Annotated in this window: 25 protein-coding genes; 12 read left to right on the forward strand and 13 right to left on the reverse strand. The window is 63.3% G+C overall.

Features of this window, described 5'->3' with window-relative positions:
• Positions 1–26: 26 nt before the first annotated feature.
• Both EO094_RS06525 and EO094_RS06530 read right to left on the reverse strand, forming a co-directional pair.
• Positions 27–734 carry an LrgB family protein gene (locus EO094_RS06525; protein WP_128291425.1) on the reverse strand — a complete coding sequence of 236 codons (708 nt, stop codon included), beginning with the start codon at positions 732–734 and terminating at the stop codon, positions 27–29.
• A complete protein-coding gene (locus EO094_RS06530) occupies positions 718–1,140 on the reverse strand; it encodes a CidA/LrgA family protein (protein ID WP_128291426.1) in 423 nt (140 codons plus the stop codon). The genes EO094_RS06525 and EO094_RS06530 overlap by 17 nt, the downstream gene beginning before the upstream one ends.
• Positions 1,141–1,231: 91 nt before the next feature.
• Between EO094_RS06530 and EO094_RS06535 the strand changes: the two genes are divergently transcribed.
• The 6 genes from EO094_RS06535 to EO094_RS06560 all read left to right on the forward strand — a co-directional run bounded on the left by EO094_RS06535 (position 1,232) and on the right by EO094_RS06560 (position 6,638).
• The gene (locus EO094_RS06535; protein WP_128291853.1) at positions 1,232–2,140 is read left to right on the forward strand and encodes a LysR family transcriptional regulator; all 909 of its coding nucleotides are present in this window, start codon (positions 1,232–1,234) and stop codon (positions 2,138–2,140) included.
• Positions 2,141–2,240: 100 nt separating this feature from the next.
• The gene (locus tag EO094_RS06540) at positions 2,241–2,696 is read left to right on the forward strand and encodes an RrF2 family transcriptional regulator (RefSeq protein ID WP_128291427.1); all 456 of its coding nucleotides are present in this window, start codon (positions 2,241–2,243) and stop codon (positions 2,694–2,696) included.
• A gap of 115 nt (positions 2,697–2,811) precedes the next feature.
• On the forward strand, positions 2,812–3,819 hold the full coding sequence (locus tag EO094_RS06545; RefSeq protein ID WP_281275230.1) for a sulfate ABC transporter substrate-binding protein: 1,008 nt from the start codon (positions 2,812–2,814) through the stop codon (positions 3,817–3,819).
• 12 nt (positions 3,820–3,831) lie between these two features.
• Positions 3,832–4,680, forward strand: a complete 849-nt coding sequence (cysT, locus tag EO094_RS06550) for a sulfate ABC transporter permease subunit CysT (RefSeq protein WP_128291429.1) — start codon at positions 3,832–3,834, stop codon at positions 4,678–4,680.
• Positions 4,670–5,563 carry a sulfate ABC transporter permease subunit CysW gene (gene cysW / locus EO094_RS06555; protein WP_128291430.1) on the forward strand — a complete coding sequence of 298 codons (894 nt, stop codon included), beginning with the start codon at positions 4,670–4,672 and terminating at the stop codon, positions 5,561–5,563. The genes cysT and cysW overlap by 11 nt, the downstream gene beginning before the upstream one ends.
• A gap of 7 nt (positions 5,564–5,570) precedes the next feature.
• Positions 5,571–6,638 (forward strand): sulfate/molybdate ABC transporter ATP-binding protein, encoded by a 1,068-nt coding sequence (locus tag EO094_RS06560; RefSeq protein ID WP_128291431.1) that lies wholly within the window; start codon positions 5,571–5,573, stop codon positions 6,636–6,638.
• A gap of 194 nt (positions 6,639–6,832) precedes the next feature.
• Here EO094_RS06560 and EO094_RS06565 read toward each other — a convergent pair whose 3' ends face one another.
• The 5 genes from EO094_RS06565 to EO094_RS06585 form a co-directional block, all read right to left on the reverse strand.
• Positions 6,833–7,993, reverse strand: a complete 1,161-nt coding sequence (locus EO094_RS06565; protein WP_128291432.1) for an HlyD family secretion protein — start codon at positions 7,991–7,993, stop codon at positions 6,833–6,835.
• Between the two features lie 5 nt (positions 7,994–7,998).
• Positions 7,999–9,588 carry an efflux MFS transporter permease gene (locus EO094_RS06570; protein ID WP_128291854.1) on the reverse strand — a complete coding sequence of 530 codons (1,590 nt, stop codon included), beginning with the start codon at positions 9,586–9,588 and terminating at the stop codon, positions 7,999–8,001.
• A gap of 296 nt (positions 9,589–9,884) precedes the next feature.
• Entirely contained in the window at positions 9,885–10,331 is a 447-nt protein-coding gene (locus tag EO094_RS06575; RefSeq protein ID WP_128291433.1) for a MarR family winged helix-turn-helix transcriptional regulator, read from the reverse strand.
• A gap of 148 nt (positions 10,332–10,479) precedes the next feature.
• Positions 10,480–10,938, reverse strand: coding sequence for a MarR family winged helix-turn-helix transcriptional regulator (locus EO094_RS06580; RefSeq protein WP_246008434.1), 459 nt, complete (start codon positions 10,936–10,938; stop codon positions 10,480–10,482).
• Positions 10,939–10,967: 29 nt separating this feature from the next.
• Positions 10,968–11,387 (reverse strand): organic hydroperoxide resistance protein, encoded by a 420-nt coding sequence (locus tag EO094_RS06585; RefSeq protein WP_128291435.1) that lies wholly within the window; start codon positions 11,385–11,387, stop codon positions 10,968–10,970.
• 123 nt (positions 11,388–11,510) lie between these two features.
• Here EO094_RS06585 and EO094_RS06590 point away from each other — a divergent pair, with 123 nt between their 5' ends.
• From EO094_RS06590 to EO094_RS06600, 3 genes are all read left to right on the forward strand, one after another.
• The gene (locus EO094_RS06590; RefSeq protein WP_128291436.1) at positions 11,511–11,987 is read left to right on the forward strand and encodes a MarR family winged helix-turn-helix transcriptional regulator; all 477 of its coding nucleotides are present in this window, start codon (positions 11,511–11,513) and stop codon (positions 11,985–11,987) included.
• The gene (locus tag EO094_RS06595) at positions 11,984–12,430 is read left to right on the forward strand and encodes a hypothetical protein (protein ID WP_128291437.1); all 447 of its coding nucleotides are present in this window, start codon (positions 11,984–11,986) and stop codon (positions 12,428–12,430) included. Before EO094_RS06590 ends, EO094_RS06595 begins: the two co-directional genes overlap by 4 nt.
• 78 nt (positions 12,431–12,508) lie before the next feature.
• On the forward strand, positions 12,509–12,958 hold the full coding sequence (locus EO094_RS06600) for a PRC-barrel domain-containing protein (RefSeq protein ID WP_128291438.1): 450 nt from the start codon (positions 12,509–12,511) through the stop codon (positions 12,956–12,958).
• Between the two features lie 74 nt (positions 12,959–13,032).
• Here the strand turns inward: EO094_RS06600 and EO094_RS06605 are convergent, their stop codons facing one another.
• From EO094_RS06605 to EO094_RS06620, 4 genes are all read right to left on the reverse strand, one after another.
• Positions 13,033–14,517 (reverse strand): PAS domain-containing methyl-accepting chemotaxis protein, encoded by a 1,485-nt coding sequence (locus tag EO094_RS06605; protein ID WP_128291439.1) that lies wholly within the window; start codon positions 14,515–14,517, stop codon positions 13,033–13,035.
• Between the two features lie 108 nt (positions 14,518–14,625).
• On the reverse strand, positions 14,626–15,633 hold the full coding sequence (locus EO094_RS06610; protein WP_128291440.1) for a CAP domain-containing protein: 1,008 nt from the start codon (positions 15,631–15,633) through the stop codon (positions 14,626–14,628).
• A gap of 144 nt (positions 15,634–15,777) precedes the next feature.
• Positions 15,778–16,356, reverse strand: a complete 579-nt coding sequence (locus tag EO094_RS06615) for an EF-hand domain-containing protein (protein WP_128291855.1) — start codon at positions 16,354–16,356, stop codon at positions 15,778–15,780.
• 196 nt (positions 16,357–16,552) lie between these two features.
• On the reverse strand, positions 16,553–17,092 hold the full coding sequence (locus EO094_RS06620; RefSeq protein ID WP_164879570.1) for a cytochrome b: 540 nt from the start codon (positions 17,090–17,092) through the stop codon (positions 16,553–16,555).
• Positions 17,093–17,274: 182 nt separating this feature from the next.
• On the opposite strand from EO094_RS06620, the gene EO094_RS06625 reads away from it, so the two are divergent.
• On the forward strand, positions 17,275–17,643 hold the full coding sequence (locus EO094_RS06625; protein WP_128291442.1) for a PH domain-containing protein: 369 nt from the start codon (positions 17,275–17,277) through the stop codon (positions 17,641–17,643).
• A 428-nt stretch (positions 17,644–18,071) separates the two neighbouring features.
• On the opposite strand, the gene EO094_RS06630 is transcribed toward EO094_RS06625, so the two are convergent.
• A complete protein-coding gene (locus EO094_RS06630) occupies positions 18,072–18,446 on the reverse strand; it encodes a hypothetical protein (protein WP_128291443.1) in 375 nt (124 codons plus the stop codon).
• 167 nt (positions 18,447–18,613) lie between these two features.
• Between EO094_RS06630 and EO094_RS06635 the strand changes: the two genes are divergently transcribed.
• Positions 18,614–19,105 carry a class I SAM-dependent methyltransferase gene (locus EO094_RS06635; protein WP_128291444.1) on the forward strand — a complete coding sequence of 164 codons (492 nt, stop codon included), beginning with the start codon at positions 18,614–18,616 and terminating at the stop codon, positions 19,103–19,105.
• 95 nt (positions 19,106–19,200) lie between these two features.
• Here the strand turns inward: EO094_RS06635 and EO094_RS06640 are convergent, their stop codons facing one another.
• Positions 19,201–19,689 (reverse strand): YciE/YciF ferroxidase family protein, encoded by a 489-nt coding sequence (locus EO094_RS06640; protein ID WP_128291445.1) that lies wholly within the window; start codon positions 19,687–19,689, stop codon positions 19,201–19,203.
• Between the two features lie 421 nt (positions 19,690–20,110).
• On the opposite strand from EO094_RS06640, the gene EO094_RS06645 reads away from it, so the two are divergent.
• Positions 20,111–20,686, forward strand: coding sequence for an NnrU family protein (locus EO094_RS06645; protein WP_128291446.1), 576 nt, complete (start codon positions 20,111–20,113; stop codon positions 20,684–20,686).
• Positions 20,687–20,733: the final 47 nt, after the last annotated feature.

Raw genomic sequence — 20,733 nt, forward strand, 5'->3', positions numbered from 1 at the left:
TCTGCTGCGGCTGCCGGTGGAAGGGCTCAGAGATAGGGCAGGCCGTGGGCGATCAGCGGTGCGACGAGGACGTTCAAAAGGCCGACGAGCACCATGACGAGGCCGGCGACGGAGCCTTCCTCGTGGCCGATCTCGTGGGCCTTGGCGGTGCCGCTCGCATGAGCTGCGACGCCGAAGAGGGCGCCGCGGGCAAGAGCCGATTTGACCGGCAGGATGGTCAGCATCAACTCGCCGAGGATGGCGCCGAAGACGCCGGTCAGGACGACGAAGACGGCGGTGAGGTCGGGGGCGCCGCCAATGTCGGAGGAGACCACCATGGCGAAGGGTGTCGAAACGGAGCGCGGTAGAAGGCTGAGGCGCAGGGCGTCGTCGAGACCGACGAGGCTTGCAAAGGTCCAGCCGGAGAGAATGGCCGTGGTGGTGCCCGCCAGCATGCCGACGAAGAGGACCGGCCAGTGGCGCGCGATCAGGGTGCGCTGCTCGTAGATCGGCACGGCGAAGGCGACCATGGCCGGGCCGAGCAGGCTGACGAGCCAGCCGGTGGAGCGGATATAATCGCGGTAGGTCTCGTCGGCGGTGACGACGATCAGGATGAGAAGCGCCGGGGTGATCGCGAGCGGCATCAAAAAGGGCTGCCGCCAGCGCAGATAGATGCGCTTTGCCAGAAAATAGGTGCCGATCGTCAGAGCCGACCAGAAGAGGCCGTGGAGCAGGATTTCACTCGAAGAGGGCATGGCGGTCCTCCGCGGCCAGGCGACGGCGATAATAGAGGTCCGCCGTCAGCGCCGTGACCGCCATGACGGAGGCGGTGCCTGCCAGGATGACGAACAGGATCTTGAGGCCGAGCAGGCCGACGAATTCGCGGTGATCGACGACGGCGAGGACGGCCGGCACGAAGAACAGGATCATCTCCGCCAGAAACCATTGGGCGCCGCGGCGCATGCTGAAAAGGCTGAGGCGGCCGGAGATCAAAAGGGCGAGGACGAGCGCCATGCCGATGATGCCGCCGGGCACCGGAAGCCCCGAAAGGCGCACGATCGTTTCCCCGATGCCCCAGAACACGAAGATCGCCGCGATCTGGGCGAGGCGGCTGTTGTGAAGGCTGCGGCGGAAGCGAAGCGCGAGGCTGCGGGGGGTCATCGGAATCTCCTGGAAGGAGCGGCATATAGTTGCAGCTGATCAATCGACAAAATGAATTGACTGAATGGACTTCATTCCATATCGGAATGTTATGGAATTTCGCAATCTGCGGGCCTTCGTCGAAGTGGTCCGCCAAGGCGGTTTCACGCCCGCCGCGAAGGCGCTTTTCGCCACGCAATCGACGATCTCAAAGGCCGTGCGGCAGCTCGAAGACGAGATCGGCCTGCCGCTTCTCGACCGCATCGGTCATCGCAGCCACCTGACCGCACCGGGCGAGGTGGTCTATCGAAGAGCCGTGAAGCTTCTGGCGGAACGTGCAGATCTCGCGCGCGAGCTCGACGAGATCCGCGGCCTGAAGCAGGGGTCTCTCTCGCTCGGTCTGCCGCCCGTGGCGAGCAGCGCGTTGTTTGCGCCGCTCTTCGCGATCTATCGCCAGCGCTTTCCGGGCATCGATGTGCGCCTCGTCGAGCATGGCAGCGACCGGCTGGAGGAGATGCTGCGGACGGGCGAAATCGAAATGGCCGCCTCGCTTCTTCCATTTGGGGAGGATTTCGAATGGCAGGGCGTGCGGCGCGAGCCGCTGATGGCGGTCATGCCCCGAGCCCATGCGCTTGCCGGGCGCCAGACGATAAAGATCGAGGATGTGCGCGAGGAGCCGTTTATCCTTTTCGAGGCCGGTTTCGGCTTGAACCGGATCATCGGGGACGCCTGCCGCCGACATGGGTTTTCGCCCGCGGTCGCCGCACGAAGTAGCCAGATCGAGTTCATCGTCGGCCTTGCGGCGGCGGGCCTCGGCATCGCCTTCCTGCCCCAGATCATTGCGCCGCGCTCGGAGGCGGGCCATGCTGCCTCGGTGCTTCTCGACGAGCCGGAGACTGCCTGGCATATCGCCATGATCTGGCGGCGCGGCGCCTATCTGTCCCATGCGGCGCGGGCCTGGCTTGCCCTCGTCGAGGAAATGCACCCCGACCGAGGGCGCGCCGAGCCGCCGCAGAGCTGACTGGAACGACCGTACCGATGCCTCCCGCAAGCTTGCCGCAACGGCTTCAATATACTACCCAATTAATAGGAAATAGCCCAGCCCAGAGGTGTCCGCGCGGATGATTTCCCAGAAGGCCAAATACGCCCTGCGGGCGCTGCTTGCGCTCGCAGAGATGGAGAGCGATTCCATTTCCGCCGGCGAGCTTGCCAAGGGGGAGCGCATCCCGCGCAAGTTCCTGGAGCAGATTCTGATGGAATTGAAGCGTGACGGCCTGATCCAGAGCCGGCGTGGGGTGAATGGCGGCTATTTCCTGCAGCAGCCGGCCGATACGATCACGTTTGGGCAGGTTCTGCGGCTTTTCGACGGGCCGATCGCGCCGCTTCCATGCCTCAGCCGGGTGGCCTATCGCCGCTGCGCCGATTGCAAAGACGAAGGCGCATGCCGTGTGCGCCGGGTTTTCGCCCATGTCGCCAATTCCGCGCGTGCGGTTCTCGACCAGACCACGCTCGCCGATGCGATCGCCGATCCGGACAGTGTGGATCGGATTGCCGGGGTTTCGCTCGGCGCTTCCTGAGCCTTTCTGCGGTGCCCTTGTCGCGGTCGTTTCGCCTCCGTTGACATAGCCTACCAAAAAGGTAGGCTATTAATCCCTACCAGATCGGTGGGTGATGGAGGTTGGCATGCGAAGGATGCAACGATCTCTTGCGGCGGGGCTCGTCGCGCTCTGGGCGATGGCGGCACCGGCCGTCGCCGACACCACGCTCCTCAACGTTTCCTATGATCCGACGCGCGAGCTCTACGAGGCGTTCAACGCCGCCTTCGCCGCGCATTTCAAAACCGAGACCGGGGAGACCGTCTCCGTGCGCATGTCGCATGGCGGCTCCGGCAAGCAGGCGCGGGCGGTGATCGACGGGCTCAAAGCCGATGTCGTCACGCTGGCGCTCGAAGCCGATATCGACGCGATCGCCAAGACGACCGGGAAGATTCCCGCGAACTGGCGCGATCGGCTTCCCAATCACAGCGCGCCCTACACCTCGACCATCGTTTTCCTCGTCCGCAAGGGCAATCCGAAGGGGATCCACGACTGGCCGGACCTCGTGAAGGAGGGCGTGGAGGTCATCACGCCCAATCCGAAAACTTCTGGCGGCGCACGCTGGAGCTATCTCGCGGCCTGGGCCTACGCCAATGAGGCTTTTCATGGCGACGAGGAGGCGATGCGCGGCTTCATGGGCGAGCTTTTTCGGCATGTGCCGGTGCTCGACACAGGCGCACGCGGCGCCACCACCACCTTCGTGCAGCGGGGCATCGGCGACGTCCTGATCACCTGGGAGAACGAGGCCTTTCTGGCCCTCAAAGAGCTCGGTCCGGACAAGTTCGAGATCGTGGCGCCGTCGATTTCCATCAAGGCGGAGCCGCCGATCGCCCTCGTCGACGGCAATGTCGACAAAGCTGGAACGCGCCAGGCGGCTGAAGCCTATCTCGCCTATCTCTATTCGCCGGAGGGGCAGAGATTGGTGGCGAAGAATTTCTACCGCCCGGCAGAGCCGGCCTTCGCCGATAATGCGGATATGGCGCGGTTTCCCGATCTCAAGCTCGTCACCATCGATGATCCGCTCTTCGGCGGATGGGAGAAGGCGCAGCCGGCTCATTTCGGCAATGGCGGCGTCTTCGACCAGATCTATCAGCCTGCGCGATAGGGACGGCGGCAGATGCGCGGGCGCGCTCGGACCTGGCGGAAGCGAAGCGTTCTGCCGGGTTTCGGTCTCTCACTCGGCTTCACGATCGCCTATCTGGGGCTCGTCGTTCTGGTGCCGCTTGCGGCTCTCGTTATCAAAAGTGCGGGCCTCGGCGCGGCCGAATTCTGGCGTCTCGCCAGCGATCCACGCACGCTCGCGGCCTTGCGCTTGAGTTTTGGCGCAGCGCTTGTCGCCGCTTCAATTAATGCCGTCTTCGGTGCCCTGATTGCCTGGGTCCTGGTGCGCTATCGCTTTTTCGGACGCCGGTTTCTCGATGCCGTCATCGACCTGCCTTTTGCCCTGCCGACGGCGGTGGCGGGCATCGCGCTCACCTCGCTTTATGCGCCGAACGGCTGGGTCGGGCAGTTTCTACAACCGCTCGGATTGAAGGTCGCCTATGCGCCGGCGGGCATCGTCGTCGCACTCACCTTCGTCAGCCTGCCCTTCGTCGTCCGCACCGTCGAACCGGTCCTCGGAGAGATCGACCGCGAGCTCGAAGAGGTTGCCGCAACGCTCGGAGCCACGCGGCGGCAGACGATCTTCAAGGTGATCGTGCCGGCCCTGGTGCCGGCGCTCCTGACCGGGTTCGCACTCGCGCTTGCCCGGGCTGTCGGCGAATACGGCTCGGTCATCTTCATCGCCGGGAATATTCCCTATGTATCTGAGATCGCGCCGCTTCTGATCGTCATACGACTGGAGGAATTCGATTACGCCGGGGCGACGGCGGTCGCCGCGGTGATGCTTGCGATTGCTTTTGTCATGCTCTTCGTCATCAATCTGCTTCAGGCGTGGAGCCGCAGGAGGTTCGGCTATGGCAGCTGAATTGTCGGGCGCGTCGTTGAGGGTCTCGAGGCCGGTGCGGCGGGGCCGACCGGCCACGACGGAGGCGCCCGCCGTGCGCGCGGCACTGATCGGCCTCGTCTTCGTCTTTCTCGGCTTCTTTCTCGTGATGCCGCTTGTCGCCGTCTTCGTGGAAGCGCTGCGCGGGGGCATCTCCACCTATCTTGCGGCGGTCGTCGAACCGGATGCGCTCGCCGCCATCCGGCTGACGCTGCTGGTGGCGGCGATCGCGGTGCCGGCCAATATGGTTTTCGGGATCGCGGCCGCCTGGGCCGTCGCCAAGTTCGAGTTCAAGGGCAAAAGCCTGCTCGTCACGCTGATCGATCTGCCGTTTTCCGTCTCGCCGGTGATTTCCGGCCTTGTCTACGTGCTTCTCTTCGGGGCGCAGGGGCTTTTGGGTCCCTTTCTCGACGCGCACGGCGTGGAAATCATCTTCGCGGTGCCGGGCATCGTTCTCGCGACGATCTTCGTCACCTTTCCCTTCGTGGCGCGCGAGCTCATTCCGCTCATGCAGGAGCAGGGGAGTGGCGACGAAGAAGCCGCGCTGTCCCTTGGTGCGTCCGGCTTTGCGACCTTTCTGCTCGTCACGCTGCCGAACGTGAAATGGGCGCTTCTCTACGGCGTTCTCCTCTGCAACGCCCGCGCCATGGGCGAGTTCGGGGCCGTCTCCGTCGTCTCCGGACACATTCGCGGGCTCACCAACACGATGCCGCTGCATGTGGAGATCCTCTACAACGAGTACAGTTTCGCGGCCGCATTCGCCGTCGCCTCGCTGCTCGCTCTCCTGGCGCTTTTCACCCTTGCCCTGAAGACCTTCCTGGAATGGCGTTTCGCCGGTGCGATCGCCGCTGAACGCGCGCATTGAGGCCCAGATGGACATCGTTCTTCAAAACATCTCCAAGGCGTTCGACGATTATCCGGCGGTGCACGATATTTCGCTCGCCATTCGCTCGGGCGAGCTCATCGCGCTCCTCGGACCTTCGGGCTCCGGCAAGACGACGCTTCTGCGCCTCATCGCCGGGCTCGAATTTCTCGATCGCGGCCGCATCCTCTTCGGCGAGGAAGATGCCTCGGCCAAGAGCGTGCAGGAGCGCAATGTCGGCTTCGTCTTTCAGCATTATGCGCTCTTCAAGCAGATGAATGTCGCCGACAATGTCGGTTTCGGCCTCCGGGTGCGCCCGCGCGGAAGCCGGCCCGGCCGAACGGAAATCCGGCGTCGCGCCTTGGAGCTTCTCGATCTCGTGCAGCTTTCGGGGCTCGAAAAGCGCTTTCCGATGCAGCTGTCCGGTGGGCAGCGGCAGAGAGTGGCGCTGGCGCGGGCGCTCGCGATCGAGCCGGCCGTTCTCCTGCTGGATGAACCTTTCGGTGCGCTCGATGCCAAGGTGCGCAAGGAGCTGCGCCGCTGGCTGCGCGATCTGCATGAGCGGACCGGCCATACGACGGTCTTCGTCACGCATGATCAGGAAGAGGCGCTGGAGCTTGCCGACCGCGTCGTGGTGATGAATGCCGGGCGTGTCGAGCAGGTCGGCACGGCAGACGACATCTACGACGCGCCGGCTTCGCCCTTCGTGCACGGCTTCATCGGCGAATCCTCAAGCCTCCCGGTGACTCTCTCAGGCGGTGCCATCCTCGTTGCGGGGCGCCCGAGCGGGCTTGTCGGCGCAGGGGCGGGCGCCGCACGGCTCTTCTTCCGGCCCGGCCATGTGGAGATGCTCCGGCCGGGCGAGCACGGCATTGTGGGCGTGGTGACGGGAAGCCGGCGTCTCACCGATCGCAGGCGGCTCGAGATTGCGGTCGGCGGCAACCATCCCGTCGAGATCGACGTGCCTTCGCTTGCGGAGACGAGCAGTGGCGTGGAGACGGGAAGCGAGGTGATCTTCCGCCCGCGTGAATTCCGGCTTTACGGGGAAAGCGAGACCGCTCCCCGGCGCGCGGCCTGACGCTAACCGTTTGCGGTGGCGATCGCCCGCGCGACGCCCGCAGGACCATAAATCGGAGCCATAGAACTGGGCGAGGAATGAGATCGGCCGGCCCGTTAAGAGCCGGCCGATCCAGGCCTCGACGCGAAGGGAGGTCCGCTCCAGGTCGAGGCCGGGCACGCTGAGGGGTGCGGCGGGCCTTCAGCGTACCGAGCTCAATTGGTTTCCAGACGCGCTCCTCCGGCTCTGGATTCCGTGCGGCCGAGCCTGACCGGCTTTTTGGCGGAGGCTTTCTCCGAGGTTGGTCTATCGTTTTCGTCGGCGATTTCGGGTGTGCTCTTGGCTGCGGTGTCGACCGTCGCCACCACCGACATTCCGGGCGCAAGGCGTTCGGACAGAGGCTGGTCCGGGTCGATGGCTATGCGCACGGGCAGGCGCTGCGCCACCTTGGTGAAGTTTCCGGAGGCGTTGTCGGATTTGATGACGCTGAATTCCGACCCCGTGGCCGGCGAAAAGCGCTCGATATGGCCTGAAAGACTGGCGCCTTCGAGCGCGTCGACGGTGAAGGTCACCGGCTGGCCGACGCGCATTTTGGCGACCTGGGTCTCTTTGAAGTTCGCCACGACCCAGATGCTCTCCGGCACGAGGGCGACGAGCTGGGTGCCGGTGGAGACATATTGGCCGATGCGCGTGCCGACCTGACCGAGACGCCCGCCTGCCGGGGCGGTGATGTGGGTGTTGTCGAGGTCGATTTCGGCAAGGTGCACGGCGGCTTCCGCGCCTTCGACGGCGGCCTTCAGAGACGCGCGGTTGACGATGGTCGATTGCAGCTCCTGTCTCGCCACTTCGATCTCCGCCTTGGCTTCATCGTAGGCGGCCTGCGCCTGATCGCGCCTTGAGCGGCTTTCGTCGCCCGACGCCTTGTTGACGACGCCGCGATCAACGAGGGGTTCGACCCGCTTCCAATCCGCCTCCGCCTGTTGGAGGGCCGCTTTCTTGCCGGCGAGCTGCGCCTGCGTGGAGCGGAGTTTCGCTTCGGCGGAATGCCGGCTCTGCTCGGAATTGGCGAGCGCCGCCGTCTGCGCATCGAGCTCCGCACGCGCCTGTTCGAGCTTCTGCCTGTAGATGCGATCATCGAGCTGGACGAGGAGATCGCCTTTCTCGACGGTCTCGAAATCCTGTACCGGAACCTCGGTGACATAGCCCGCCACTTGCGGGGCGATCATCGTCACCGGTCCACGCACATAGGCGTTCTCGGTCACCTCCACGGCGCTGGTGAAGGGCGGCAGCCGCCAGGCATAGAGCACGACGCAGATGCCGAGGAGGCCGATCGTGACGGCGAGGATTGTCGAAAAGGAGCGCAGAAAATTGAACATCGGGATTACGCAGGCTGGGTTTGAGGCGCCGAGGCGGGCTGTCGCTGTTTCATCAGCCAGACCACGGCGACGTGGATCGTGAGTGCGAGAAGAGCCGTCGCGGCGAGCGCGGAGACGGCCAAAAAGGTGTCGTTGTAGGCGAGGATGTAGGCCTCGCGGGACGTCGCTCTGGAGAGAAGGGCGGCGCCTTCCGCCTTGATAAGTGCGTGATCGCCGAGCACGCCGGCATAGCTTCCGGCAAGCTGGGAGATGCGTTCGGCAACGATCGGATCGGTCGATTTCAGACCTTCGATCAGCGCTTCGGAGTGAAACTTCTCGCGGATCTGCACGAAGGTTCCGAAGAGCGCCGATCCGAAGAGGCTTCCGAGGCTCTGCGTCGACAGGAAAACGACGACGAAGCTCAAGATATAGTTCGGGCCCTTCTTGAAGGCGGCGACAAAGCCGCGGGCCATGGCCGCCGGCAGGAAAAGGGCGCCGCCGAAGGCGACGAGACCCTGACTGACCATCAATTGCTCGGGCCGGGTGAGATTGGTCGATTGACCGTCGAGATAGGCGCCGGCAGCGAGCGCTGCGAGGGCGACGGCGTGAATGGCGGGCTCGCGCCCCGGTTTCAGGACCATGGCCGAAAGCGCGCCGCCGGCGAGCACGCAGGCGAAGACCACCCAGTAAAGCGGCATGGCCTGCGCGTTGGTGACGTCGAGCTGGCTGAAAAGGCCGCGAATGCCGGCCGATTGTTCGGCGAGCACGGTGCGGAAAATGATGAGTGCGCCGGCGAAATGCAGGATCGGCGGGCTGCAGATCCAGCGGATATCGACGAGCGGATATTTCCGGTTGAGCTCGATGACGGCGGCGAGCGTGAGCGAGGCGATCGAGATGACCAGGAGCCAACCGAGCCAGTCGCGCTCGAACCACCAATAGACGCGACCTAGCGTCAGGAAGACAGCCATGCAGCCGGAGCCGACGGCGATGAGCGGATAGCTGACGAAATCGAGCGGATCGACGACCTTCGCCTGGGGCGGCGAGGTGAGAGGCAGCATGTAGACGCCGCAAAAGCAGATCATAGACAGGCCGAGCTCGAACGTCGTCAGGCCGTGCCATTGGTCGATGTCGAAGAGCGTCGGCGAAATGAGCCGGGCGATCGGCATGGCCAGAGTGAGGTTCGTCATCGCGAAGGAGACGCCGATCGTCAGCTTCTTTTCGCGCGGCAGGACCTCCATCATGTAGAGGATGCTCAAGGCGGAGAGGGGCGCGGCCGAGATGCCGGCGATGAAACGCAGGATGACGGCGCTCTGAAGGTCGCGCGCAAAAGAATTGAGAAGCGCCACGACGACGAAGACGAAGATGGAAAGCTCGGCGAAGCGGCGCAGGCCGAACTGGCGGCGCAGCTTCACGAGCGCGAGGGCCAGCGAGGCGTAAGGCGCCATATAGGCGGCCATCAGCCACATCGTCTCCGACTGGGTCGCGCCGATCGAGCCCTGGATCTGGAAAAGATTGGCCCCGACCATTTGCGTGCCGAGGCCCTGGGTGATGCCGAGAAGTGCGGAGGTCGCGATATAGGCGGCCGCCCGTGCCGGATGTTTCGGCACATAGGGCATGGGCTGTATGACGGGCGGACGCTCGGGCTCTGCCGGCGGGGGCGGCGCGGCCGTGGTCTTGGTCTTGGTGGGAGCCGCGGCGCCTGCTTCGTCGATTGCTGCGGCCTTCGGCGCTTCGTCGGCATCTGCCTGAGGCGGTGTCGCCTGCGGCTCACTGCGCGCACCATCCGCCACGCTGCTTTTACCGAGAAGCCGCCGGCGGTCGAGCTTTGCGGCCCGAGGTGCCGGCGTGCGGGCCGCGCCTCTTACGAGGGGGTCCGGGCCCTGGTCGCTCGTACGTCTTTCAGGCATGGAGCTCACGACTGCGCCGCGATATTGGCGGCGACCTTTTGCAGCGTGAGCGTCGCCTTCCGCAGCTCTTCGGCTTCGATGCCTTCCAGCACCGTGGCCTTCAATTCTCTCGCGAAGGAGAGGATTTCACCGGCTTTTTCGCGGCCGGCATCCGTCAGATAGATGTGCTTGGAGCGACGATCCTCTTCGGCCGCCTGTCGTTCGATGAGGCCGCATTTTTCCAGACCGTCGACGAGGCGGACCATGCTCGGCTGTTCGACTTCAAGAAGGTCGGCAAGCTCCGCCTGGCTCGCCCCTTCGTGACGGGAGAGAAGCACGAAGAGCCGCGCGCGAGAAAAGGTGAGGCCTCGGCTCTTGGCCATGGCGTCGAAGCGGGTGCGCAGCTTGCGCGTGACGTTGGTGACGGCCTCAATGAACGCGTCATGCGTGGGGGAGTTCTGGGACAGCGGCATAATACATAGCAAGCTAATTGTGTTACCGCTATCTAATGCGTCACCAATGCGGCGACAAGACGCCTTGTCCGAAAGTTGATATGCTGAATGAGGCGGTCAGGGTTGCGCGATGGGCTCGGGACTTTGCCCCTGGCGGAGGTGAGCCAGGTCAGGCTTTTGGCGCGTCGTTTTCGTCGAGCGCTGCGTTGAGCTGTCTCAGAGTCGCGCGCAGCGACACCATGGTCTCGCGCGGAAGGCCGACACGGCAGACGATTTCTTCCGGCACTTTCGAGGCCGGCACGCGCAGAGCCCGTCCGGCTTCGGTGAGGTCGACGATGACGCGGCGTTCGTCTTCCGGATCGCGGCGGCGGTCGACGAGCCCCTGCGCTTCCAGCCGCTTCAGGAGGGGGCTCAGGGTGCCGAAATCGAGACCGAGCGTCTCCTTGAGGCTGCCTACGGAGCGGGGCGCCTTTTCCCACATAGCCAGCATGGCGATGTATTGCGGGTAGGTGAGGCCGAGAGGCTCCAGGAGCGGCCGGTAGAGCTTCGTCATCCGGCTCGACGCGGAATAGAGCGCAAAGCATATCTGCGCATCGAGGGTCGTCGCCCGAAGCGCGTCGGGCGACAATCCGTTCTCAGAGGTTTTGTGCTTGTCGCTCACTTCGCCTCGACGGTGATCGCCACGTTCACATTGCCTTTGATGGCTCGCGAATAAGGGCATCCCTCATGCGCCGACGCGACGAGATCCTCGGCCGCTTTTCGGTCGAGGCCTTCCGTCTCGGCGATGAGATCGACATCGAGCCCGAAAGCGGTCTCTGACACCGCACCCAGGCGCACTTTGACGGTGACCGATGCGCCTTTCAAGGGAAGCTTCTTTTTGCCGGCGAGGAAGCGCATGGCGCTTTCGAAACATGCGGCATAACCGGCGGCAAAAAGCTGCTCCGGATTCGTCGCCCCGCCTTGTCCGCCCATCTCTTTCGGAGTTGCGAGATCGACGCTGAGGAGGCCATCCGGCGTCTCCGCGTGGCCCTGGCGGCCGCCAACGGCACGGGCTTCGGTTTCGTACATGACTTTCATGGTATTACTCGTGTTAGATTAAATCGTGCACGATGCATATAGGCCATGAACCCTATGATGCAAGTGACGCGAGAGGGGCAACCGCATCTTGACAGCATGCTGCTATAATGTATGTATGCTGTCATGATTGAGAAAGCTCCTTATCCCTTCGAACATCCGCTCAATGCCCTGGTGCTGGAAGTCTTCCGGCTGAACGGGGCGCTGATCGCCTCAGGCGATGCGCTCGTCCGGCCGCTTGGGCTGACGAGTGCCCGCTGGCAGGTGATGGGCTCAGTCGCGCAGGGGAGGGGCGGGTTTTCCGTGGCGCAGCTTGCCCGAAACATGGGTCTCACGCGTCAATCGGTGCAGCGCATCGTCGATGAGCTGGTCGGCGACGGCGTCTTCGAGCTTGCCGACAACCCGCATCACAAACGGGCGAAACTCGTGCGGCTGACCGAAAAGGGGGAAGCGCTCTTTGCTGACGCGACGGCCCGCTGGCTGCCGCATGCCGACGATCTCGCCGCCGTTCTCGCACCCGGCGAACTCGCGCGGCTTACGGAACTCCTGGCGCAACTCAGGGCCCGCCTGGAACAGGGACCCATTTCTGGAGGTGGAAGATGATCCGCAAACTGCACCCGATGGCGGGAGGGGCCGCCTTTCTCATCATTCTGACGTTCTGGACGTCGACGGTCATCGCCGAGCTCTTCGGCAGCGAGGCCGCGGTCCTCGCCGTCAAGACGGCCATCCTTTGGGGCATGCTTGCGCTGATCCCGGCGATGGCCGCGGTCGGTATGTCGGGTTTCCGGCTCGGAGCAAGGTCGCGCCATCCAAGGATCGCGGCCAAACGCCGACGCATGCCGGTGATCGCCGCGAACGGTCTTTTCGTGCTCGTGCCGTGCGCCTTCTTTCTGCAGGCAAAGGCGGCGGCCGGCGACTTTTCAGGCTCGTTCTTCGCTGTCCAGGGGATCGAGCTTCTTGCGGGCGGGCTCAACCTCGCTCTGATCGGGCTCAGCCTTCGCGACGGTCTTCTCGTTGCGCGCGAACGCCTGCCGCGTCCGGCATGAAATCTGCGCTGCGATCAGAAGCGACCATGAAACGATTCATGCCGGCACGGCTTGTCCCTTCAAATAAGGGAGATTGACATGCTGAACCGCAAGATCCTCATGGCCGGCCTCTTTGTGGCGCCGCTGTTCATAGCCGGTGCCGCTGGCGCGCAGACGAGCGGCAAGATGCCGGCGCCTGAGGATTCCGCCACCGGCAACGCAACACAGAATGCCGCTGCAGGCCTCGACATTTATGTGGAGGTCGATGACGACAACGCCACCGTGCCGCGCCTCAACGTGCGCGTCGGCGAGCTTGAGGACATGAAGATCTATGGGGCCGACGGCAATGTGATCGGCGAGATCGACGATGCGCTCGGCACGCCGGATGGTGCGGTCAAGGCCGTGTCGGTGGAAGTTGGCGGCTTTCTCGGTATCGGCGACAAGGAAGCGATCGTGCCGCTCGACGAGCTTCAGCTCGACGGCCTGCGTCTGACCCTGCCGTTGAGCAAGAACCAGATCGAAGATCTGCCCGAATGGAACGAGGGGTAAGGTCGCGCCTACGGTGAAACGCGAAAGCCGCCTCCTGAAGAGGCGGCTTTTGGTTCTTTATCGGCTTACGGCGGTCAGGCCGCGATCGACTGCGAGACTTCCTTGACCTGGCGCGTGGCCTGATCGATCTGCGCGGCGCTCGATGCGATCTGCGACATGGACTGCGTGATCTCTGAGACGCCCTGAGCCGCGGTGTGCATGTTGGAGGAGATCTCGCGCGTCACGGAGGCCTGCTGTTCGACGGCCGCCGAGATGCCGGACGAGATTTCCTTCACCTGATTGATGATCTGGGAGATCGCTTCGATGGCGCTGACGGCGCTCGAGGTCGATCCCTGCACTTCGCTGATCTGCGTGCTGATCTCGCCCGTCGCCTTGGCGGTCTGGCCGGCGAGATCCTTCACTTCGGCGGCGACAACAGCAAAGCCCTTGCCGGCTTCGCCGGCACGTGCCGCTTCGATCGTGGCGTTGAGGGCGAGAAGGTTTGTCTGGCCAGCAATGTTGTTGATGAGGTCGACGATGTGGTCGATCTTCTGCGCGGAGGTGGCAAGTCCGGACACGATCCGGTTGGTCTCGTCCGCCTGCTTGACCGCTTCGATCGAAATGGCGAGCGCGTCGGTGACACGGCGGCTGATCTCAGCGACAGAGGCGGCCATCTCTTCGGCGCCGGAGGCAACGGCCTGAACGGTCGTCGAGGTTTCTTCCGAGGCGGACGCCGCCGTCGACGCCTGACGATTGGCGTGCTCGACCGCCTTCAGGATTTCACTGAGGTCGACGTCGATGACTTCCTGCGCCTTGGCTCGGCGCATCCGGTCTTTGACCTGCACCGTGCGGTCGGTGGCGAATTTCACCACTTTGATGACGCGGCATTCGCTGTCGAAAATCGGATTGTACGAAGCCTGGATCCAGACTTCCTTGCCGCCCTTGCCGATGCGCTTGAATTCGCCGGCCTGGAACTCGCCGCGGCGCAGCGCTTCCCAGAAGGCCTGGTAGCTCGGAGAGGCGAGCGCGGAGGCCTCCATGAAAATCTTGTGGTGCTTTCCCTCGATCTCCGAGAGCTCGTAGCCGAGAGCTTTGAGAAAATTCTGATTGGCTGTGATGATGGTGCCATCGGTTTCGAACTCGATGACCGCCTGAGCTTTGTGAATGGCGGCGAGCTGGCCTTCGTGGTCGAAGCTCTTGAGCTTCGATTCGGTAATATCGCTCGCAAGCTTCATCACGCGGTAGGGCTTCCCATCGCGTCCCAGGATCGGATTGTAGGAGGCCTGGATCCAAACGTCTTTGCCGCTTTTGGTTATGCGCTTGAACTCAGCGGAGAAGAATTCTCCGCGCCGCAGGCGATCCCAGAATTCCCGATAGGCTTTGCTTTCGCGCTCTTTTTCCTCGACGAAGATCGCGTGCTTGCGGCCCTTAATTTCCTCCAGGGTATAACCCATCGTCTTCAGGAAATTTTCGTTGGCCGTAACGATCGTGCCATCGAGCTCGAACTCGATGATCGCCTGCGAGCGGCTGAGGGCGGCGAACTGGTCGCTCAAAGCGTTCATGTTGCGAAGGAAAGCCATGGGGTGCCAATCGGTTGATCTACCCGTCCCCTTTGCCTGCGAAAGCTGGTGCGGGGCTTGACGCTGCGGCAAGGGTCCGCGGGAATGTCTTGAACGACGCCCGAAGTTCTATTCACCGGCAAGAACCGCAACGGCCATCTTCTTGCCCTCACCATCGGCTGCGATGACCAGTCCAATCCCCGTCAAATCACCATTGAGAAGCATGGCTCGGTAGTCGTCGTTCTTGAGCCATTGCTCGAGGAAGAAGCGGACATCGGCGTCGGTCGCCTCTGTCCCGCACCCGCTGCAGCTCCCGGCCACCACGCGGAAACGCCGAAAGCTCGTCTCTTCCGGCAAGGCGGTCTGGAGGTTGCGAAGATCGTCGAGCGATGCGCCCTTCAGTGTCTCGGGCATCATCTCGGAGGCGGTCGCCACCAGAGATTTGTCGGCGGAGACGCTCTTGCCGCCTGAACGGGCCTCGTTGACGAGCTTCGCGGCCAGCTCCGTTTGAGCCTCTGGCGTGAGCGGCTCGGTTGTTCCTGCGTTAGCATCTGATGCAATCGTCTGCGGTGTGCCGGGACCGGCGAAATCCTGCACCGCGTAGCGGCGGCCATCGGCGTTTTCCGCCAGGCCGAAGCCGTATTCCGTGAGGCCTTTGCGCAGAATGTTGGCCCGGTGTTCGGGGCTTTGCATCCAGCCTTCATGGAGCTTCTCAACCGCGGCCCGGCCAGCAGGAACTGCGCAGCCGCGACAGCGCGCGATGTTTTCGGCAACGAGCCGGCCGGGATTGCCGCCGGCCGCCTGATAGCGATCCATGACGGTGCGCCCCTCGGGTGTGTCGTGGCTGTAGTAATTGCGCTCCAGCATGTCGCGGGCATGCGCCTGTGCCGCCTGGTTCAGCGTCTCGCTCAGCGTGAGCGGAGGAAGCTCGGCCTCGCTGCGGGCCTCGTTCACGAGACGCAGGCTCTCCTGCCGCAGAGCATCCATCTGGTTCGGTCTCGCGGCCGGTGTCCTGACCGCTGTCTGGGCCGCTGTCTGGGCCGGTGTCTGGGCCGCAGCGGTATCGAAGACGCCGGCGAAGGCGAGGAGAAGCGCGAGCGAAACGGCGCGTGCGGTTAAGAGGGCGGAATGAAACATGGGATGCCTTGGACGCAGTGTTGACCCGGGGTCAACACTTCAGATGGCGCCATGCTCCGCGGGGAGGGCGATGAAATGTCCGTCGAGACTTGGATCCTGCCGCGTGGGCGGCAGGATCGGCGTCAGATGGAGCAGTTTCGACGCTCAGAAATTGCGTGATGCCGCAAACTCTGCCGGCGTCACGCGGCCGTCTTTGTTGTAGTCCGCGGCGGCAAAACGGCTATTGCCCGAGGCCATGAACTCGTCCCGCGACAGGCGACCATCCTTGTTGGTGTCGGCCTGGGTGAAGCGCGCTTCCTTGCGCTGCGTCATCTGGGCCGCACGCGGGCCCTGGCCGCCGCCCGGACCGAAGGCGAAGCGGACCGACATGTATTCGTCTTTCGTCAGCTGGCCATCGCCGTTGCTGTCCATCGTATCGAAGACGGACTGGTGCCAGGCGGTCGCTTCGTCCAGCGAAATCACGCCGTCGCCATTGGTATCCATGGCGTCGACGCGGGCGGCCATGCCCTGGCCCATGCCGCGGCCCATACCTTGACCCATACCCTGGCCCATGCCGCGTCCCGTGCCTTGGCCCTGGCCCATACCCTGGCCCATGCCTTGACCCATGCCTGCGCCGGGACCCTGCTGCGCCCATGCGGGCGACAATGCCATTGCAGCAGCCAGCACAGCGGGTGCTGCAATCTGCACAAATGCCCGTCTCGGTGTGGTGCGATCGTTTCTCATTTTCGCTCTCCTTCCGACACGTGCCCCCTTACGCCTACATATACCTTCTGCGTGGCATTGCCTTGACGGAAGGCAAAGCGTTCTGCGTCTTATTCACGCGTTCGAATGGAATAATATCAAAAAAGAAAGCCGGATGACGGTCGGTCATCCGGCTCAAGTTGGTCCAATGAACAGGATATCGGAAAGAGGGGCGCCCTCAGCGGCCGGGCGCCACCATGCGCAAAAGAGATGGGCGCGTGACCCACAGCTTCAGAGCCCCCAGGACATGTACCAGGAAGAGAACGAGGATCACCTTGCTCGTGACGACGTGCACCGTCTCGAACACCTCGTGCAGGGAGTGGTTTTCGGTGAGCGGGCTCGGGATTGCGAACAGGCCGAAGACCGGCAGCGGCCGGCCCGCGGTCCAGATGGTCATCGGGCCGGAGATGATGAGGATGGTCAGGCAGAGGAGAAGGCCGACCTGAACGGCGCGTGAGAAAATGCGCAAGGTGGGCGGTCCGTCCGGACTGTCGGGCAGGGTGCTGAAGAGCCGCCAGAGAACCCGCCCCGCCAGAATGACGAAGAGAACGACGCCGACCGACACGTGCAGATCGAGCGCCGCGGTTCTTTCCGGTCCGCGGGGCAGATCTTCCATCTGATTTCCAAGGAGCCAGAGGGCGATGATGCCCGCGGCTGCAAGCCAATGGATGGCGAGCGAGAGCGCGCCATAACCGCCTCGAGTATCTTCAACCTGCATACGCGTGTTTCCCCTAAGGAATGGCGATGCGGCTGTCATATATCCGAACGCGAATATCAGCCAATGAAGCTTTGGTAAGGAAGAAAGCTGCGGCATAAGCAGCGATCGCGGAACATGCCGCAAATCGGGCCGTTTTTCCTGGGACCCACCGCTTTTTGCGACATCCTGCCCCGGAGAACAGAATGCCCACTCAAGCCGAGCCGCTTTATTCCGCTCATCCCTCGATGTTCAAGTCGAGCCCGCTTCTCTTCATCATCTGCGTCGTCACGATCCCGGTCCTCGTCGGCCTGATCGTGATCATCGGCTGGTACATCAAGACACGGTCGGAGTTGTTCACGATCACCGCCGATGAGGTGCAATACGAGGTCGGACTGTTCTCCAAGCAGATCAAGGAGATGAAGCGCAGCTCCGTGCGCTCGGTGAACGTCGACCAGTCATTCATCGACCGGATCGTCGGCGCCGCCAAGGTGACGATCTATTCCGCCGGCGATGAGCCGGAGATTGTCGTCAGCGGCCTGCCGGAGCCGGCACGTCTGCGCGAGCTTCTCTAGATTAGGATTGCGGCGCGAAACCGCGAGGCCGGCGGCGCGACCCGCGCCTGCTGGCCAAACTCTTCTCGAACGAGGTCGAGAGAGGTTATGGCTGAACCACAAAGCCAGTCATTCGCCCGGCTGATCCGGGCGTCCAGCTTTTACCCTGCTTTGTGCCGCAGTGGCCCAAGGAGCAGGAGCGTTCGGCCGGAAAGGCTCAGAGGCCCGGCTTGCTGCTCGTCAGGCCTTGCGCAGCCTTTGCGGATCCGACCGGGGCCCGACCTTTTGCCCGTGACACGACCGGCGGGATGCTGGCTGCCAGCTGCCGGTCGGCGTTGTTGCCGTCAAAACGGGTGGATCGCTCCGTAAGAAATGTCTGCGTCGTCTTCATGCTGTTCCCTTTCCAACACTGATCGTGAGGCTTCTTGCGAGGAAAATTTTTCCTCGTTTCAGCCTTCTCCTGCCATGCCCGGAAAGAGCGGTTCCTCCTGACCCGTCTGTCCGTTGATCTGGTCGAGCCAGGCGCGGACATGTTCTTGGGTGTAGGCCTCACGGCTGAGCTCGTTCTCGTCGATGCGTTCCGTGATGTCGTCGAAGAGAAGCTCATGCGTCGTGCCGGAAAAGGCCGCCGCATCGACGCCGTCGGTCGTGCCGATCTGATAATTCGGATCGAGCCCGTGTTCGGTCTTCACCAGGCGAAGCTGCAACGTGTCCGTCGCCGCACCGAGCGCCTGAGAGGCGAAGTCGAAATTGCGCAAGATGCCGGTGACGAAGGCTTCCGGGTGGTGCAGACGACCGACTTGCGGAATTTGAAAATCACTCATGATGGTCCTGTGGTTGCAGGGTTTCATGGGCAATGGCGGCGGGCCCGCTCCGGTTCCAGAGGAGACCCGCGCCTCGTCGCAGGTTTTGCGGACTTGGCGCCAAGCCCTGTTCATGCCACAGCGGGCTTGCGCCGAACTGAAGCACGCCGAACTGAAGGACAAAGTCGATGAGCCGCCTGGAAAGCACCATCAACCGCCTGATCGCGCAAAAGGTGCTGCTCGATCATGTCGCCAGGCTGATCGGCGCCCGGGAAGGACCGGTCTTCGAGCTCGGTCTCGGCAATGGCCGCACGTTCGATCATCTGCGCCAGATTTTTCCGCAGCGGGATATTTTTGCCTTCGATCGCGCGATCCGCGCCCATGCGGGCTGCATCCCCGATGCGGAGCATATGGTGGTGGGCGATATGCGCGACACGTTGCGGCTCGTGCATCCGCGCGTGCCGGCCAAGCCCGTGCTCATCCATGCGGATATGGGGGCAGGGGATCCGACGGCCGATCTTGCGACCCGGGAGTGGCTTTCCCCGCTGGTCGCCGCCTGGGCGGCGGATGGCGGCTATGTGTTGAGCGACAGGCCTCTGGAATTGCCAGGCTTCGCCGAACTCGAGCGCCCGGCCGAGGCGCCCGTCTCGCCGCATATTCTTTATCAGAAGGGCGCCTAGGGCTCAGACGGCAGATCCGGAAGGCAGACGCAGAAAGCCCCGGCGGAGCCGGGGCTTTGCAGGGTCCGACAGATGCCGGACGAAGGCTCGGCAGATTACGCCGCCTTCTTGTTGAGTTCGCTCTCGCCAACCTTGCTGAGTTTGGCGTCGGCGCTCTTTTCTTCCGCAAGGGTTTCGCCGAGACGCTTCGCGGCTTCCTTGTGGCCGAGACGATTGGCCCAGGCCTCCAGAGTGCCATAGCGGGCGATCTCGTAATGCTCGACGGCCTGCGCCGCCGCAGCCATCGCCGCGTCACGCGTTTCACCGTCTGAGATCTCGCTCATCAGCTCTTCGGCCTCGGTGATGATGCCCTGGATCGCCTGACATGTCTCGCCTTCCGGCTTGACGCTGACGAGGCCGAAGACAGCCTCGAGGCGATCGACGTGGCCCTTGGTTTCTTCGAGATGCGTCTCGAAGAGATTCTTCAAGTCCTCGTTCGTCGCCTTTTCCGCCATTTTCGGCAGCGCCTCGAGAATTTGCTTCTCGGCGAAATAGATGTCTTTCAGCGTGTGAACGAAGAGTTCTTGCAGATTCTGCATAGCCATTGGTGTCTCCCTGTTTTCGTTTTGGAGAAGTCAACAGGAAAACCTTGTGGCACGGCCGCTCGTTCCGGCCGCAGAGGCGTTTTTCGTTTAGCCGTCGTGAGAGGCCGGAATTCCGCCAGGGAATGTGTCAAATGATTGGCATGGCGGGATTTTTGGGCTCCGCCACGGGCTCGGGAAAGACGATTTCGGGGGCGACAGATGTGGGAACGGAGGCCTCGACGGGGTTCGCTTTCGGCAAGTAGTCTTGGGCCACGCGAGCCTTTTCTCGTGCGCGGGTGGGCGCATGCGTCAGGGAGACACCCCGCCTCATTGTTTGTCGCGGCCAAAGAAGCTAGCCCTTTCTTGAACCGTTCCATGCGGGCCCCCTCTCTGCGCGTCATGCGGGCGGTCCGTTTCCTTGGGCGTTGGGGAGCCTCGTCACATGTTTGTCCTTATCCTGGGCCTCATCCTCTTTCTCGGCGCCCATTCGGTGCGTCTTTGGGGCGAGGATTTTCGTGATCGCTTGATCGCCGAGCGCGGCGAGGGGATGTGGAAGGGCGTCTACTCTCTCGCCTCTATCGTCGGGCTCGTGCTCATCGTCTGGGGATACGGCCTGACGCGTCTCAACCCGATCGATGTCTGGTATCCGCCGATCTGGACGCGGCACCTCGCCATTCTGCTCAACGCGGTCGCCTTTGCCCTGGTGGCGCTCAACGGCTCTAAGGGGCCGATCCGGGCGGCGGTCGGGCATCCAATGGTGGTCGGCGTCAAGGTCTGGGCTTTCGCTCATCTCATCGCCAACGGGCGTCTCGGCGACATCCTTTTGTTCGGCGCCTTCATGGTCTGGGCGATCGTCGATTATGCCGGTTCGCGTCGTCGCGATAAGCGCGAAGGCGTCGTGCGCATGGCTGGTCCGTGGAAGCCGGAGCTCATTCGTATGGCGATCGGGCTTGCGCTTTGGCTTGTGTTCCTGCTCTTCCTGCATCAATGGCTGATCGGCGTCTCTCCGCTCGGATGAGCACGGGCTATGCCGGTGATCCCATAGGGCGCCGGAAGAGACAGTGA

Source organism: Afifella aestuarii (genome assembly GCF_004023665.1).
In the GTDB taxonomy this organism is placed as follows: Bacteria; Pseudomonadota; Alphaproteobacteria; order Rhizobiales; family Afifellaceae; genus Afifella; species Afifella aestuarii.